A 14,962-nucleotide genomic window follows, 5' to 3' on the forward strand; every position below is an offset into this window, starting at 1 on the left:
CGGCACGACAGGCCGGTGGTGGGTTGACAGGGCGTGGGGTGCAGCACGTACCGTCTTTGAGTCCTACTACGGGAAGCGGCTGTTGTTCGCTTCGTCCCTTCGTCCGCTGGCCGAGTGACCTTCGGGTCGCGGCGGCCAGGTCCAGCGGGCGGGGGTCGGCGGGGCGGCGCGAACCGGCCGCGGTTACCGGTGTACGGGCAGGGTGAGGTGCACGGCCAGTAGACAACGGCCGGGCGGGGGCAGCCAGTCTTCCGTCGGGTCGGTCCGAAGGTCGGCGTGCCTGACCTCGCCCCACCGGCCGGGAAGGGCCTGGGAGCATCGGGGCGCGGCAGCTGCCGCGCCCCGATTTTCGTTTCCGCCCCGGGGTGGGCGGTGCCCCGCCTGGAGCGGCGGTGGGGCGGGTAGCCTTCGGCGGTGTGATCGCAGGTGAGGTGCCGGTGACGGTCGTCGCGCAGAGCCCGTCGGGTCCCGCGGCCGGGGTGCAGGCCGGTCCCGGGGGGCCGTTGCCGCTGCGGGTGTCGGTGCCGTTGGCGGTGGCCGCCGGGTTGGCGATGCTGGTGGCGTTCCCCCCGTACGGGTGGTGGCCGGCCGCGCCGGTGGGGGTGGCGTTGCTGGGTGCGGCGGTGCATCGGCGTCGGGTGCGCGCCGGTGTGGGGTTGGGTTTCGTGGCGGGCGTGGCGTTGTTCGGCCCGCTGCTGTCGTGGACGAACCTGCACACGGGTTACCTGCCGTGGCTGTTGTTGTCGCTGTTGCAGGCCGGGTATGTGGGGTTGTTGGGTGGGGCCGCGGCGTATGTGTCGCCGTTGGTGGACCGGTGGCGGTGGTCGTGGCCGGCGCTGACCGGGGTGCTGTGGGTGGCGCAGGAGGCGCTGCGGTCGCGGGCCCCGTTCGGGGGGTTCCCGTGGGGCCGGTTGGCGTTCAGCCAGGACGAGTCCCCGGCGCTGCGGCTGGCGGCGGTGGGTGGGGCGCCGCTGGTGACGTTCGCCGTCGCCGTGGCCGGTGGTCTGCTGGTGGCGGCGTTGTGGCGGCCCTGGCGGGGCGGGGCGGCGCGGTCCCGGTGGGCGGCGGTGGCTGCGGCGGTGGGCGCGGCCGGGGTGTTGGCGGTGGGGCTGCTGGTGCCGGTGGGGGTCGCCGGGGGCGGCGGCACGGTCACCGTGGCGGTGGTGCAGGGCAATGTGCCTCGGCTGGGCCTGGACTTCAACGCGCAGCGGCAGGCGGTGTTGGACAACCACGTGCAGGCCACCCTCGACCTGGCGGCGGAGGTCGCGGCGGGGCGGCGGGCGCAGCCGGACCTGGTGGTGTGGCCGGAGAACGCCAGCGACGTCGACCCGCTGCGCAGCGCGGCGGCGGGGCAGCGGATCAGTGCGGCCGCCGACGCGGTGCGGGCGCCGATCCTGGTGGGGGCGGTGCTGGTGGGCCCCGGTGAGGGGCAGAGCCGCAACGCGGGGATCCTGTGGCGGCCGGGCAGCGGCCCGGACCTGGAGCAGATGTACACGAAGCGGCATCCGGTGCCGTTCGCCGAGTATGTGCCGCTGCGGGACGTGGCGCGGATGGTCAGCAAGGAGGTCGACCGGGTCCGCAGCGACATGGTGCCCGGTGACCGCGCGGGGGTGGTCGACGCCGGTCCGGTGGTCCTGGGTGACGTGATCTGCTTCGAGGTGGCCTACGACGGGCTGGTCCGCGACACCGTCACCGGTGGGGCGCAGCTGCTGGTGGTGCAGACCAACAACGCCACGTTCGACGTCGCGGAGGCCCGCCAGCAGTTGGCGATGGTGCGGCTGCGGGCGGTGGAGCACGGCCGCGCGTCGTTGATGGCTTCCACGGTCGGGGTGTCCGGGTTCGTCACCCCGGATGGGCGGGTATCCGACGCCACCGGGTTCAACACCCGCGCCGTGGTGCTGCGCCAGTTGCGTCTCGGTGACGGGCGCACCCTGGCCACCCGGGTCGGGGTGTGGCCGGAGGCGGCGCTGACGGCCGTGGCGGTGGCCGCCCTGGCCGGTGCGGTGTGGCGTCGCCGACGGTCGGCCGTCGCCCGGTAGCGGACAACGTCGGCGTCGCGTCGGCGGGGGCGGAGGAACGGTGAGCGGAGCGGTGGGTGTGCGGCCGCAGGTGCGGCGGCCGGGGTTGGGGCGGGTGTTGGTGGTCATCCCCACCTACAACGAGGCCGACAACGTGTCCCCGATCGTGGCGCGGGTCCGCGCCGCGGCTCCGGACGTGGACGTGTTGATCGCCGACGACAACAGCCCCGACGGTACGGGGGCGATCGCTGACGCGCTCGCCGCCACCGACGCTCGGGTACGGGTGCTGCACCGGCCGGGTAAGGAGGGCCTTGGCGCTGCCTACCTGGCGGGGTTCGGGTGGGCCCGGGAGCGCGGCTACGACGCGGTGGTGGAGATGGACGCCGACGGTTCTCATGCCCCGGAGGACCTGCCGCGGCTGTTGGCTGCCGCCGGGGATGCCGATGTGGTGATCGGTTCCCGCTGGTGCCGGGGCGCGAGGGTGGTGGACTGGCCGCTGCGGCGGCTGCTGCTGTCGCGCTGCGGGAACCTGTATGCGCGGGTGGCGTTGGGGATGCCGGTGGCCGATGCGACCGGCGGGTACCGGGTGTACCGGTTGGCGGCGTTGGAGGCGGTGGACCTGGGGTCGGTGTGCTCGCAGGGCTACTCGTTCCAGGTGGAGTTGTCGCGGCTGGCGCACCGGTCGGGGGCGCGGATCGTGGAGGTGCCGATCACGTTCGCCGAGCGGGAGCGGGGGGCGAGCAAGATGAGCCCGCTGATTGTCGCGGAGGCGTTGTGGCGGATCAGCGTGTGGGCGGTGCAGGACCGGCGGGCGGCGTGGCGGCGTGGGGTGCGCGGCACCCGCGCCGGTCAGGCTCGGTGGCCGTGACCGGCGGCGTGTCATGCTTGAACGGCGGGATGTCGGAACGGCCGATGGGGTGAGATGCGCCGAGGACTGAAATTCGTGCCGGTGGTGGCGGTGCTGGCGGTGGTGGCGGAGCTGGCGGTGTTCGTCGGCGTCGGCCGGCTGGTCGGGTTCGGGGCGGCGGTGCTGCTGGTGTTCGCGGCGTCGCTGTTGGGGCTGGTGCTGTTGCGGCGTGAGGGCATGCGGGCGTGGCGGGGTTTCCGGGCGGCGGCGCAGGCGGGTCAGCCGCCGGGCCCGCAGGTCACCGACGGGCTGGTGGGGCTGTTGGGGGCGTTGCTGCTGGCGGTGCCGGGCCTGGTCAGTGGTGTGGTGGGGGCGTTGCTGTTGGTGCCGCCGGTGCGGCGGCTGACCCGGGCCGGGGTGCGGCGGGCCACGGAGCGGCGGGTGTCGTCGATGGTGGCCGGTGACCTGTTCGGGCCGCGGGTGGTGCGGGTGCGCCGTAGCGCCGCCCAGCCCGCCCAGCCGACCTCGTCCGACCAGTCGCCTGCCGGCCCGGTCGAGCCGACGGTGGTCGACGGTGGCCGGGCCATCGAGGGGGAGATCGTCGAACCCGGCCGTTGACGCGGGAAGCCCGACTTTGGGCGGGACATACGCGAATGCCCCCGGGAGGTCACTCCCGGGGGCATTCGCGTTGTTCGGGCTGGTGCTCAGGCGCGGCCGCGGCGGGTGCGGACCTCCTGCAGCCGCTCGGCGAGGATGTCCTCCAACTCGGCGATGGAGCGGCGCTCCAGCAGCATGTCCCAGTGGGTGCGCGGCGGCTTGGCCTTCTTCTGCTCCGGCTCGTTGCCGTCGACCAGCCGGGCGACGCTGCCGTCGAACTTGCATTCCCAGGTGGTGGGGACCTCCGCGTCGACGGCGAACGGCACCTCGAACTGGTGTCCCTTGGCGCAGAGGTACTCGCGGGTCTGACGCGGCGCGAGCTCCGTGTTGCGGTCGGATTCGTAGCTGACCGCGCCCAGACGGCTTCCGCGCAGCATACGCTCGCCCATGATCGACTTCCCCTCGCTCGTGGTGCTGGTCTTCTCGTGTAACGGTCCGTGCCGGCCGGGCCATTCCCCGCCCGCCCTGGCGGGCCGGAACCCGCCCGCCCCGTGGGGCGCGGCACGGCCGTCGCCCCGCAAGGGTAGCCGGACAGGAAATGCGCCCGGCGGGGTCGCCCCGGCCGGGTCGAGTCGGTGGGAGTGTTTCGGCGGTTTACGGGGATGTTACCGAACCCCAGCCGTGCGGAGGTGTCGATGTCCAGTGACGCGCCGGTCGCCCGCCGACCGCCCGCCGGCCGGACCTTCTTCGGCCACCCCCGAGCCCTGGCCACCCTGTTCCTCACCGAGATGTGGGAACGGTTCAGCTTCTACGGCATGCGGGCGATCCTGGTGCTGTACCTGACCGCGGCGGTCGCCGACGACGGCGGCGGCCTGCGCCAGTCCACCGCCGTCGCCGTGTACGGCGCGTACAACGCGATGGTGTACCTGATGGCGCTGCCCGGTGGGTGGGTCGCCGACCGGCTCCTCGGCGCCCGCCGCAGCGTGCTGTGGGGCGGCGTGATCATCGCCTGCGGCCACTATGTGATGGCGATCCCGGTGGGCTGGAGCGTCTTCGCCGGCATGGCGCTGATCGTCGTCGGCACCGGGCTGCTCAAACCCAACATCTCCACCATGGTCGGCGACCTGTACGACCGGGACTCCCCGCGCCGCGACGCCGGGTTCTCCCTGTTCTACATGGGCATCAACCTGGGCGGCTTCGTCGCCCCGCTGATCACCGGTTTCCTCGGCGAGCGGATCAACTGGCACCTGGGGTTCGCCGTCGCCGCCGTCGGCATGACCTTCGGGGTGATCCAGTACGTGATCGGCGGGCGGCACCTCGGCGACGCGGGCGCCCGGCCCGCCGACCCGCTGCTCGGCGCCGACCGCCGCCGTGCGCTGACCCGCGGTGGGGTGGCCGCCGGCGTGGTGGCGGTGCTCCTGGCGGCCCTGGCCGCCGCCGGGCTGTTCACCGTCGACACCATGGTCAACCTGCTCACCGCCACCACCGTGCTGGTCACCGTTGGGTACTTCACGCGGATCCTCACCGACCGGGAACTCAGCGGCACCGAACGCAGCCGGATGAAGGCGTACGTGTGGCTGTTCGTGTTCGCCGCCTCGTTCTGGCTCATCTACGACCAGGCCGGGTCGGTGCTGAACATCTTCGCCGCCGACCGCACCGACCGGGACGTGTTCGGGTTCACCTTCCCCGCGTCCTGGCTCCAGTCGGTCAACCCGATCCTGATCATCATCGGGGCGCCCCTGTTCGCGTGGCTGTGGCTGCGGTTGGGCCACCGGGTCTCCACCCCGGTGAAGTTCGCCGTCGGCCTGGTGCTCAACGGTCTGTCGTTCGTGCTGATGGCCGCCGCCGCGCAGGCCGCCGTCGGCGGTGACCTGGTCTCCCCGTGGTGGCTGGTGGCGGTCTTCGCCATCCAGGTCGCCGGGGAGTTGTCGCTGAGCCCGGTCGGCCTGTCCGCCACCACGAAACTCGCCCCGGTGAAGTACGCCAGTCAGATGATGGGCCTGTGGTTCCTGGCCACCGCCGTCGGTGACGCCATCGGCGGCCAGGTGGCCCGGCTCGCCGAGGCGTGGCCGGAGCCGACGTACTTTCTCGTCTTCGGTGCGGCGTCGGTGCTGCTCGGCCTCGGCGCGGTGATGTTCGCCCGGCAGATCCGCCGGCTGATGGCCGGCATCCACTGAAAGGTCAGGGACACGTCAGCGTGGGGCGGCGCCCAGCCGGGCCAGCGCCGCGGCCAGGTCGCTGACCTGGTCGACGAGCTGCGCCGAGCGCCGCTGCGCGGCATCCCGGTCGGCGTCGGCCGCGCCGAGGCGGGCCTCCAGCTCACCGACGCGACCCTGTGCGGCAACCGTCGCCTCCCGGGCCGCGGCCAACTGGGCGGCGACGGCGTCGCGGGCGGCGCCGGCCTCGGCGAGCCGCGCCGACAGCGCCGCCGCCTCCTCCCTGGCGGCCTGCGCCGCAGCCTGTCCGGCCTCGGCGTCCCGCCGCGCGTCCTGCGCCTCGCCGCGCAGCCGGTCGGCGTGCTCGCGGGCCTGCGTGGCCTCGGCGCGGGCGGCGTCTGCCCGCTCGGCTGCCCGGCGGCCTTCCGCGTGGGCCCGCTCGGCGTCGGCGTCGGCCTGCCCGGCCCGCCGCCGTGCCTCGTCCGCCGCGTCGGCGGCGCGGCGCGCGTCGGCGGCGGCGGTGTCCCGTTCGGCGGTCAGGTCGGCGGCCCGCCGCCGTTCGTCGTCGCGTTCGCCGGTGACCGTTCGCAGCTCGTGCCGGGCGGCGTCGCGGTCCCGTTCGGCCTGTACCCGCAGCGCCTGCGCCGCCCCGTTGTCGCGGCGCGCGGAGTCCCGGGCCGCCTCGGCGGCGTCGGCCCGCTCCCGGCCCCGGGCCGCGTCGGCCTCGGCCCGTTCGGTGCGCTCGCGGGCGGCGTCGGCCTCGGCCTTGGCCGTCCGGGCTTCCTGACGGGCCCGGGCGGCGCCCGCCGCCGCGTCCTCGGCGTCGCGGCGGGCCTCGTCGCGTTCGGTGTGCGCCTGGGCCAGTTCGGCGGTGGTCTCGGCGCGTAGCTGCGCCAGCTGCCGCTCCACCCCGGCCGGGGACAGCTCGGCGTGCAGCGCCTCGGTGAGGGTCTGCACCACCTGGTCGAGCCGGTCCACGGCCTCCCAGGTGCGGGCGACCTGTCCGGGCAGGCCCGGGGCGTTGCGGTGCCGCATCCGGTTGTTGCGTGAGGCCCGCTGGCAGGTGCCGTCGTTGTCCCGGCAGTAGCGGAACGGGCGGCCCGCGCCGGCCCGCTGCGGCACGTCCCGGCCGCAGTGCGCGCAGGGACGGGTCTCGGTGGGGGAGGGCTGGGCGTCCATCGAGGCGGAAGTCTAGCCACGCCGCCCGGCGGGCGGGTCAGCCGGCGGCGCGGGCCGCGCCGTCGAGGGCGTAGCGGCGCTGCGCCAGCACCGCGGCGAGCATCAGCACGGCCGGCAGCAGCCCGAACCCGTACCGGATCGCGGTCAGCGCCGCGCCGGGCTGGGCCACGGCCTGCCCGCCGGCCGAGGCGACGAACCCGCCGGCGGCCAGGCACAGCGCGTACGCGTACGGGCCCAGCGCCGCGCCGGTGGCCTCGGTGGCCGTCCACACCCCGGTGTAGGTGCCCGCGCCGGTGGCGTGCGCGGCGCGGATGACGTCGGGCACCATCGCGAACGGCAGCAGCTGCATCCCGGCGAACGACACTCCGAGCACCGCCACCGCCGCGACCAGCGCCGGCAGGCCCGCCGGTCGGCCCACGGCGAGCACCAGCGACCCGGCGGCGAACGCGCCCTGCGCGGCCAGCAGCGCCCGCTGCTTGCCGACCCGCCGGGCCACCGCCAGCCAGCCGGGGGTGACCAGCAGCGCCGGGGCGACGAACGCCGCGACCAGCACGGTGGTCAGCGCGGGCCGGCCCAGCTCGTACTCGGCGTAGTAGGGCACCCCGGCGAGCACCAGGTGCGTGGTGGTCGACATCGCCAGGTATGCGGTGACCAGCCAGCGGAACTGCTTGTCGCGCAGCGCCGCGACCAGCGCCCGCCACCCGCCCGGGGCGTGGCCGTCGCCCGAGGCCCCGGCGGCCCGGCGCAGCCGGCCGATGCCCGCCACCCCGACCAGCATCGCCGCGAGGGTGCCCGCGCCCAGCAGCAGCCCCATCCGTTGGTAGCCGGCCCGCGTCGCGGTGTCCCCGCCGGTCAGCAGCGGCGCCAGCAGGCCGGCGACCAGGATCCCGGCGGTGAGCACCACCATCCGGAACGCCATCAGCCGGGTCCGCTCGTGGTAGCCGATTCGCAGGTCCGCCGGGGTGGCCAGGTAGGGCACCTGGTAGGCGGCGAAGAGCAGGTTCCCGGCGACGAAGCACACCGCCACCCAGCCCGCCGCCGGCGCGCCGGTGAGCCCGCCGGGGACGGCGAACAGCGCGGCGAACGCCACCGGCAGCAGGCAGCCGACCAGGAGCAGGGGCCGCCGGTCGCCGCGGCGGGCCTGCTGCACGTCGCAGCGGTGCCCCACCCACGGGTGCAGCAGCACGTCGGCGGCCTTCGGCGCCAGCAGCGTCAGGCCGGCCAGCCACGGCGGCACGGCGAGGACGTCGGTGAGGAAATACAGCAGCAGCAGCCCGGGTACGGTGACCCAGACGCCCATGCCGAGCGAGCCGGTGGCGAAGCCGAGCAGCGGCCCGCGCGGCAGGCGGGTGCCCGGTGCGCGGTCGCGGGTGTCGAGCCCGGTCATAGGTCTGGTCCCTCCGGCACGCCGCCCCCAATCCAACGGTTGCTGGATTGTAGGGGGACAATGGCGGCCGTGACCATGCCCCGACGGCGACCGGGTCGGCCCCGGCGTTCCGAGACCCGCGACACCCGCGAGGTGGTGCTCACCGCCGCCACCGCGCTGTTCGCCGCCCGCGGCGTCGACGCCGTCGGGTTGCGGGAGGTCGCCGCGGCCGCCGGCGTCGACGTGGCCACGGTCTCCCACCACACGGGTACGAAGGCACAGCTCTACGACGCCTGCTTCGCCCGGGTGTTCGCCGCCGAGCGGGCGGTGCTGCAGGCCGGGGCGGCGCGCGCCCGCGAAGCCGTCGACGCGGGGCCGCAGCAGGCGCTGCGCGCCCTGCACGACCTGCTCGACGAGTTCGTCGACTTCCTGGAGGACCGGCCGGAGACCACCGCGCTGTGGCTGCGCCGCTGGCTGGAGCCGGACCGGCACGCCGAGCTGGACCAGCGTTACGCCACCCCCCTGTACGACCTGGTGGAGGAGCTGCTGGCCGCAGCCGCGGCCGGCGGGGCGCTGGTCGAGCCGACCCCGCACGTCACGGTGCGCAGCCTGGTGTGGGCGGTGCACGCGCACGTGGTGGCGCTGGCCACCCCCGGGGGGTCACCGGCGCGGGAGCGGCGGGAGTTCCGGGCGTTCCTGAGCCGCCTGCTCGACGCCCTGTACGGCCCGCCGGCTTGACGACCGGGCCCCGATCCGCGCATTATCCGGCAAGCGTTGGATTAACTGTCGAGGGGGATCGCATGGGGGCACCGCCACGGGTCGCGGTCGTCGGCGCCGGCGCCGCCGGCCTGGCCACCCTCAAGGCGCTGACCGACGCCGGCATCACCGCCGTGGCCTACGAGTCCGCCGACACCGTCGGCGGCCTGTGGGTGTACGGGGCCCCCGACTCGCCCGCCTACCGCACCCTGCACCTGAACACCAGCAGGACCCGCACCCAGTTCGCCGACCACCCCATGCCGGCGCACTGGCCCGACTACCCCGACCACACCCGGGTCGCCGGCTACCTGCACGACTACGCGCGACGCTTCGGGCTGCTCGACGCCGTCGCGCTGCGGCACACCGTCACCCGCGTCGCCCCCGGCGCCGACGGCCGCTGGGCCGTACGGGCCACCGGCCCGCACGGCCCCGTCGAGGTCGACGTGGAGGCGGTCGTCATCGCCAACGGCCACAACCGGGTGCCCCGCCCACCCGCGCCCGGCTACCCGGGCGACTGCGCCGCCGAACAGCTACACAGCCACGACTACCGGGGCCCCGAGCAGCTCACCGACCGGCGGGTCCTGGTCGTCGGCGGCGGCAACTCCGCGATGGACATCGCCGTGGACGCCTCCCACACCGCCCGGCGCACCCTGCTGTCCCTGCGCCGCGGGGTGTGGGTGGTGCCCAAGTACCTGCTCGGCCGCCCGTCGGACACCCTCAACGGGGCCCTCGCGCGCCGGCTGCCCTGGCGGCTGCGCCAGCGGATCAGCCAGGCCATGCTCGCCGCCACCGTGGGCCCACCGCCCCGCTACGGACTGCCCGCCCCCACCCACGGCTTCCTCCAGGACCATCCCACCCTCTCCGACACGCTGCTGTCCCGGCTCACCCACGGCGCCGTCGAGGGCCGCCCCGGCATCGCCGCGTTCCACGGTGACCGGGTCGAGTTCACCGACGGCCGTATCGACGAGGTCGACCTCGTCGTGTGGTGCACCGGCTACCGGGTCGCCGTGGACTTCCTCGACCCGGCGCTGCTCGGCACCGGCCCCGACACCCTCCCGCTGTACCGGCACGTGTTCCACCTCGACGCCCCCGGCCTGGCGTTCGTCGGGCTCATGCAGTCCACCGGAGCCGCGTTCCCCCTGGTCGAGGCGCAGGCCCGACTCGTCGCCGCGCAGCTGACCGGCCGGTACGCCCTGCCCGACGCGGACCGGCGGCGCGCCGTCTGCCGGGCCGAGATGGCCGCCGCCACCGCCCGGTGGGGGCAGCGCCGACCGGCGATGCGGGTCGACTTCGACGCGTACCTGGCCGACCTGCGCCGGGAACTGGCCGCCGGCGCCCGCCGCGCCCGGGCGACCCGATGAGCGCCCTGACCGGCCGCCGGGTCGTCGTCACCGGCGCCCGGGGCACCTTCGGACGCGAGTTGTGCGCGTCCCTGGCCACCGCCGGCGCCCGCGTCGTCGGCCTCGACCTGTACCCCGGCACCGCCGCCGGAGTGCCGGTGCTCGGCGTCGACCTGACCGACCCGGACACCACGACCGCGGCCGTGCGCGCCGCCGTCAACCGGCTCGGTGGTCTCGACCTGCTCGTCAACAACGCCGGCGTCGGCGGACCCGCCCCCGCCGAACTGGCACCCGACGACACCGTGCGCCAGCAGATCGAGGTGAACCTGCTCGCCGCGTGGCGGACCACCGCCGCCGCCCTGCCCGCCCTCGTCGACGCCCGCGGCCGGGTCATCTTCGTGGCGAGCCGGATGGCGGTCCTGCCGCTGCCCCTCGCGGCCGCGTACGGGGTCAGCAAGCGCGCCCTCGTCGCGTACGCCGACGCGCTGCGGCTGGAGGTCGGCACCCACGTCGGGGTCAGCGTCGTCTACCCCAGCATGGTCGCCTCACCGATCCACGACAGCACCTCCCGCGCCGGCCTGTCCCTGCGGGGGGTGTCCCGGCTGGAATCCGTCGAGGGCGTCGTCGCGGCGATCCTGCGCGCCGCCACCGCCCGCCGCGCCCCCCGCGACGTTTCCACCACCGCCCGGGGACGCCTCGAGCTGGCCCTGGCCCGGCACGCGCCCGCGTTCGCCGACCGCCTCGTGCGGCGCACCGTCGCCGGCCGGGTCGCCGCCGGTGACCTCGATGGCGCGCCGCTGGCCGAGGGCCTCGTCCGCCGCCACCGCGACACCACCGGCTGACCGGCGCGGCGGTCCGGGTCAGGTGAGGGCCGGGCTCGACGGCGCGTCGAGCCCGTGCGCCAGCAACACCGTGGGCGGCCCGACGGGGCAGCACCCGGCCCACGTGATGGGCCACACTACGGGGATGCCGGTCCTGCTGCGGGCCCCCGCGACCCCCCACCGCCCCGAGTTGCTGCTCCGCCCATGGTGCGACGCGGACATCGCCGAGCTGATCGAGGTCTACCGCGACCCGGAGCTGCGCCGCTGGGTGCGCCGCCCCATCGACGACGCCAACGGGGCCCGGCGGTGGGTGACCCGCAGCCGGCAGGGCTGGGCCGCCGGCAGCCGGTTCAGCTTCGCGGTGCTGGAGCCCCGACCCGCCGCCGCGGACCGGCTCGTCGCCACGGTGGTGCTCAAGGAGGTCCTGCCCGGCCGCGAACACGCCGAGGTGGGCTACTGGACGGCAGCCTGGGCGCGTGGGCGTGGCATCGCGCCCCGGGCGGTGGAAGCGGTCACCGGCTGGGCGTTCACCCGGTTCGCCGCGACCGGGCTGGCCCGGCTGGAACTGCTGCACCAGGTCGACAACCTGGCCTCGTGTCGGGTGGCGGAAAAGACCGGCTACCTGTTCCAGGAGGTCCTGCCGGCCCGCGCGCCGTTCCCCCGTGACGGGCACCGGCACGTCCGCGGGGCACCGCCGGCCCCACACCGCGCCCAGGCCTGACCTCCGCAGCACCGACGCGGGCAACGGGACACGCGGTGTGACCTTCCCCCGATCCCGCAAGAGGCAGCCGGTCGACCGAGCCGCCGACGCACCTGCCGGCCGTCGCCCAGGCCAACCCGGGAATGACCGGCGGCGACGCGACGCTGCCCCAGACGGCAGAGGTTACGGTGGTCAGGGGAGGTGGCGACGGTGACCGACAGGTGGGAAGCGGCGGCCGAGGCGCAGATCCGCACCGCCCAGGCGCGCGGGGAGTTCGACAACCTGCCCGGCATGGGCAAGCCGCTCCCCGGACGAAACACCCCCTACGACGAGTCGTGGTGGATCAAGAGTTTCCTGGAGCGCGAGGCGCTACCCACCGACCTGCTGCTGCCCACCCCGTTGCAACTGCGCCGCCGGATCGAGCGGATCCCCGACGAGGTTCGGGACCTGCCCACCGAGCAGGCCGTGCGCGCGTACGTGGGCGACCTCAACGCGCAGGTCCTCGCCTGGTTGCGCAACCCGACCGGGCCGCGGGTCGTCGTCCGGCCCGCCAACGCCGACGAGGCGGTCCGGCAGTGGCGTGCCGCCCGGGACCGGTCCCGGGCGGAGACCGGCCCCGCACCGCAGCCGCCGCGAAGCCGTCGAGGCTGGTGGCGGCCCTGGGGCCGCCGCGCCTGACCGGGGCGGTGCTCGTTGTCCACCACCCCGGTCCGGGCGGGCGGCGGTCAGCCCAGGGCGTCCTCGATGAGGTCGGCGGCTCGCGCGGTGCCCCCCTCGGCTCGCGCGTCGGCACGCAGCAGCGCCCGGCGGCGGCCGACCTCCGCGTCGGCGACGAGTTCACCCAGGGCGGTCCGCAGCGCCGCGGCGGTGGCGTCCGAGGTGTCGATGCGGCGGGCCACACCCAGCTCGACGAGCCGGTCGGCGTTGCTGAACTGTTCGGCGGCCTGCGGAACAGCGATCATCGGAACACCGGTGAGCAGCCCTTCACTGCTGCCGCCCATTCCCGCATGGGTGACAAACGCGTCGGCCTGTTCCAACACCACCAACTGAGGTACCCAGGAGTGGACCTCGACGTTGGGCGGGATGTCGCCGAGTTCCCGAGGGTCGGTGTGCCTGCCGATCTGGAGCACCACGTGCCACCCGGGCAGGTTGCCGTAGGCGGCCAGGCACTGGCGGTAGAACTCCGGTTGGCGGGTGTACGCCGAGCCGAGGGAGATCAGGAGCACGTTCTCGGCATCGGCGGGACGGGCCCAGGCGTCCCTGCCCCCACTCGCGCCGAGACAGCGGCCGACGAACGTCACCACATCGGTGTCGACCTGGTCGGCGTGCGGCTGCATCGCCCGGGGGATCAGGGCCAGGGCCCGCGCGGGACGGCCGGAGAAGTCGTCCACGTCCGTGGTGGACGCCCCGCACGCTGCCAGCCACCGCGCGAACTTCGCCCGGTACGCGTCGGCGCCCGGCAGTTGCCACAGGTGCGCCGCGACGTCCTGCTCGTAGCCTTTCCAGGCCACGAAGGTCGGGGACAGTTGCATGACGGGCCGGTGCTGCGTCTCGGCGAGGGCGCGTGCGGCATAGGCGCCGATGTCGTAGAGGTAGAGGTCCGCACGGTCGCGGTCGTAGGCGGCGCGCAACTGCGGGAGGGCCTGGATGGCGTCGTCGAGGAAGAGCCCCATCGCGGCGATGGGGTCCTCGGGCCAGTCGTTGTCGCCGACGGGCAGCGTGGAGGCGCAGGGGACGAGTTCAGCGCCGGTGGCGGCGATCAGGTCGGCCACCGCCGGGTCGTTGGCGTAGGTCACCCGGTGGCCGCGGGCCACCAGCTCACGGATGACCTCAAGGCTTGGCAGGACGTGACTGACGGCGGGGATGCCGACCATCGCGATGTGGGCGCGGCGACGAGACATGCAGGATCACCAATTTTCAGGTCTACGGCGAAAGGGACATGGCAGGCCGGTGCGCCAACCGCTTTGAGCGGAGAGCCCGTCATGGGCAGGCGCACGGGTGTGCGGGACGGAAGCGGGGCGGCGCCCCGTCCGTGTCAGCCGTAGATCTGCTGGAAGTACATGCCCGGACTCTATCCCGGGGCGACGGCTTCGAGTTCGGCGATGCCGCCCGACATGATGGTCCGCACGTGCGCGGTGATGTGCTCGGCAGGCCAGTCCCACCAGGCCACCGCCAGCAGCCGGGCGACGTCCTGGTCCGGGTAGCGGGTGCGGATGAGACGGGCCGGGTTGCCGCCGACGATCCCGTAGTCGGGCACGTCCGCGGTGACCACGGCGCCGGAGCCGACGATCGCGCCGTGTCCGATCCGTACGCCGGGCAGCACCATCGCGTCGTAGCCGAGCCAGACGTCGTTGCCGACGACGGTGTCGCCACGATTCGGCAGGCCGGCGAGCAGGTCGAAGTGTTCGGACCACGAGCCGCCCATGGTGGGGAAGGGGAAGGTCGACGGGCCGTCCATGCGGTGGTTGGCGCCGTTCATGATGAACCGCACTCCCGCGCCCAGTGCGCAGAACCTGCCGATGACGAGCTTCTCCGGCCCGTAGTGGTAGAGCACGTTGCGCGTCTCATGATCACGGTACTGCGCCGCAGTCGCCGTTCCCGGTGCCCCCGCATCCGGTGGTGGTCAGGACAGCGCGGCCCGCCGCGTCCACGAGGAAACTGAGGACGTCAGCGCAGCGCCGGTTTGCGGGGCGGGCGGACGCTCGTCCTCGCCGGGGGCGGCTCTGGCGGGTGGTTCAGCGGGCGGGCGGGGCGAACTCGGGCTGGTCGAGCATGCGTAGCCAGCTTCCGTCGGGCTGGCGCCGGGCGACCTGCGCGCGGGCGCCGGCCCCGTCCTTCGCCACGGTCGAGGTGAGGGCGATGTCGCCGCTGATCAGCGTCGGCAGCGGTGGTTCCGGCTCGAAGCGGGGACGGTTGGCCAGCACCTTCTCCCACAGCGCGCGGATCGCCTCTCGGCCCACCGTCTGGCCGCCGGGCGGGTACGCCAGCACCGCGTCCTCCTCGTAGAGCGCGGCGACTCCGGCCGCGTCACCGGCGTTGGATCGTTCGACGAACAGGCGGGAGATGTCTTCGGGCCGCAGCGCCTTCTCGTGTTCCGGCATGGCTTTCCTCCTGGTGTGGGCTTCAGCGCGTCCCAGCGTGGTCGCCTACGATGCAGAAGTCCAACAGCTAGATCTGCTGGG

Annotated in this window: 14 protein-coding genes and 1 pseudogene; 9 read left to right on the forward strand and 6 right to left on the reverse strand. The window is 74.8% G+C overall.

What is annotated here, in order from left to right; all coding sequences use genetic code 11:
* Positions 1 to 332: 332 nt before the first annotated feature.
* From lnt to GVV04_RS30220, 3 genes are read left to right on the forward strand one after another with little or no spacing between them, the layout of a single operon-like run.
* A complete protein-coding gene (gene lnt / locus GVV04_RS30210) occupies positions 333 to 2,039 on the forward strand; it encodes an apolipoprotein N-acyltransferase (protein WP_407938861.1) in 1,707 nt (568 codons plus the stop codon).
* A gap of 40 nt (positions 2,040 to 2,079) precedes the next feature.
* Positions 2,080 to 2,886, forward strand: coding sequence for a polyprenol monophosphomannose synthase (locus GVV04_RS30215; protein ID WP_328822652.1), 807 nt, complete (start codon positions 2,080 to 2,082; stop codon positions 2,884 to 2,886).
* Between the two features lie 54 nt (positions 2,887 to 2,940).
* Positions 2,941 to 3,483 carry an FxsA family protein gene (locus GVV04_RS30220; protein ID WP_161692417.1) on the forward strand — a complete coding sequence of 181 codons (543 nt, stop codon included), beginning with the start codon at positions 2,941 to 2,943 and terminating at the stop codon, positions 3,481 to 3,483.
* Positions 3,484 to 3,569: 86 nt separating this feature from the next.
* Here GVV04_RS30220 and GVV04_RS30225 read toward each other — a convergent pair whose 3' ends face one another.
* Positions 3,570 to 3,911, reverse strand: coding sequence for an RNA polymerase-binding protein RbpA (locus GVV04_RS30225; RefSeq protein WP_007460094.1), 342 nt, complete (start codon positions 3,909 to 3,911; stop codon positions 3,570 to 3,572).
* 246 nt (positions 3,912 to 4,157) lie between these two features.
* On the opposite strand from GVV04_RS30225, the gene GVV04_RS30230 reads away from it, so the two are divergent.
* Positions 4,158 to 5,639: a peptide MFS transporter gene (locus tag GVV04_RS30230; RefSeq protein WP_161692418.1), complete on the forward strand. Its 1,482-nt coding sequence runs from the start codon at positions 4,158 to 4,160 to the stop codon at positions 5,637 to 5,639.
* Between the two features lie 15 nt (positions 5,640 to 5,654).
* Here the strand turns inward: GVV04_RS30230 and GVV04_RS30235 are convergent, their stop codons facing one another.
* The gene (locus GVV04_RS30235; RefSeq protein WP_161692419.1) at positions 5,655 to 6,797 is read right to left on the reverse strand and encodes a hypothetical protein; all 1,143 of its coding nucleotides are present in this window, start codon (positions 6,795 to 6,797) and stop codon (positions 5,655 to 5,657) included.
* 37 nt (positions 6,798 to 6,834) lie between these two features.
* Complete coding sequence (locus tag GVV04_RS30240) at positions 6,835 to 8,184, reverse strand: MFS transporter (RefSeq protein ID WP_161692420.1); 1,350 nt, start codon at positions 8,182 to 8,184, stop codon at positions 6,835 to 6,837.
* Between the two features lie 75 nt (positions 8,185 to 8,259).
* Between GVV04_RS30240 and GVV04_RS30245 the strand changes: the two genes are divergently transcribed.
* The 5 genes from GVV04_RS30245 to GVV04_RS30265 all read left to right on the forward strand — a co-directional run bounded on the left by GVV04_RS30245 (position 8,260) and on the right by GVV04_RS30265 (position 12,458).
* Positions 8,260 to 8,901 carry a TetR family transcriptional regulator gene (locus tag GVV04_RS30245; RefSeq protein WP_161692456.1) on the forward strand — a complete coding sequence of 214 codons (642 nt, stop codon included), beginning with the start codon at positions 8,260 to 8,262 and terminating at the stop codon, positions 8,899 to 8,901.
* A gap of 62 nt (positions 8,902 to 8,963) precedes the next feature.
* Positions 8,964 to 10,280: a flavin-containing monooxygenase gene (locus GVV04_RS30250; protein ID WP_161692421.1), complete on the forward strand. Its 1,317-nt coding sequence runs from the start codon at positions 8,964 to 8,966 to the stop codon at positions 10,278 to 10,280.
* A complete protein-coding gene (locus GVV04_RS30255) occupies positions 10,277 to 11,101 on the forward strand; it encodes an SDR family NAD(P)-dependent oxidoreductase (RefSeq protein WP_161692422.1) in 825 nt (274 codons plus the stop codon). The genes GVV04_RS30250 and GVV04_RS30255 overlap by 4 nt, the downstream gene beginning before the upstream one ends.
* Before the next feature lie 124 nt (positions 11,102 to 11,225).
* Positions 11,226 to 11,801 (forward strand): GNAT family N-acetyltransferase, encoded by a 576-nt coding sequence (locus GVV04_RS30260; RefSeq protein ID WP_161692423.1) that lies wholly within the window; start codon positions 11,226 to 11,228, stop codon positions 11,799 to 11,801.
* A 189-nt stretch (positions 11,802 to 11,990) separates the two neighbouring features.
* Positions 11,991 to 12,458 (forward strand): DnaJ family domain-containing protein, encoded by a 468-nt coding sequence (locus tag GVV04_RS30265; protein ID WP_161692424.1) that lies wholly within the window; start codon positions 11,991 to 11,993, stop codon positions 12,456 to 12,458.
* Positions 12,459 to 12,505: 47 nt separating this feature from the next.
* Here GVV04_RS30265 and GVV04_RS30270 read toward each other — a convergent pair whose 3' ends face one another.
* The 3 genes and pseudogenes from GVV04_RS30270 to GVV04_RS30280 form a co-directional block, all read right to left on the reverse strand.
* Positions 12,506 to 13,681 (reverse strand): macrolide family glycosyltransferase, encoded by a 1,176-nt coding sequence (locus tag GVV04_RS30270; protein WP_161692425.1) that lies wholly within the window; start codon positions 13,679 to 13,681, stop codon positions 12,506 to 12,508.
* Positions 13,682 to 13,851: 170 nt separating this feature from the next.
* Positions 13,852 to 14,346, reverse strand: a pseudogene (locus GVV04_RS30275) (CatB-related O-acetyltransferase); the annotation flags it as partial.
* A gap of 169 nt (positions 14,347 to 14,515) precedes the next feature.
* Positions 14,516 to 14,860: a YybH family protein gene (locus tag GVV04_RS30280; protein ID WP_201754408.1), complete on the reverse strand. Its 345-nt coding sequence runs from the start codon at positions 14,858 to 14,860 to the stop codon at positions 14,516 to 14,518.
* Positions 14,861 to 14,962: the final 102 nt, after the last annotated feature.

The organism is Micromonospora rubida (assembly GCF_009908295.1).
Classification (GTDB): Bacteria; Actinomycetota; Actinomycetes; order Mycobacteriales; family Micromonosporaceae; genus Micromonospora; species Micromonospora rubida.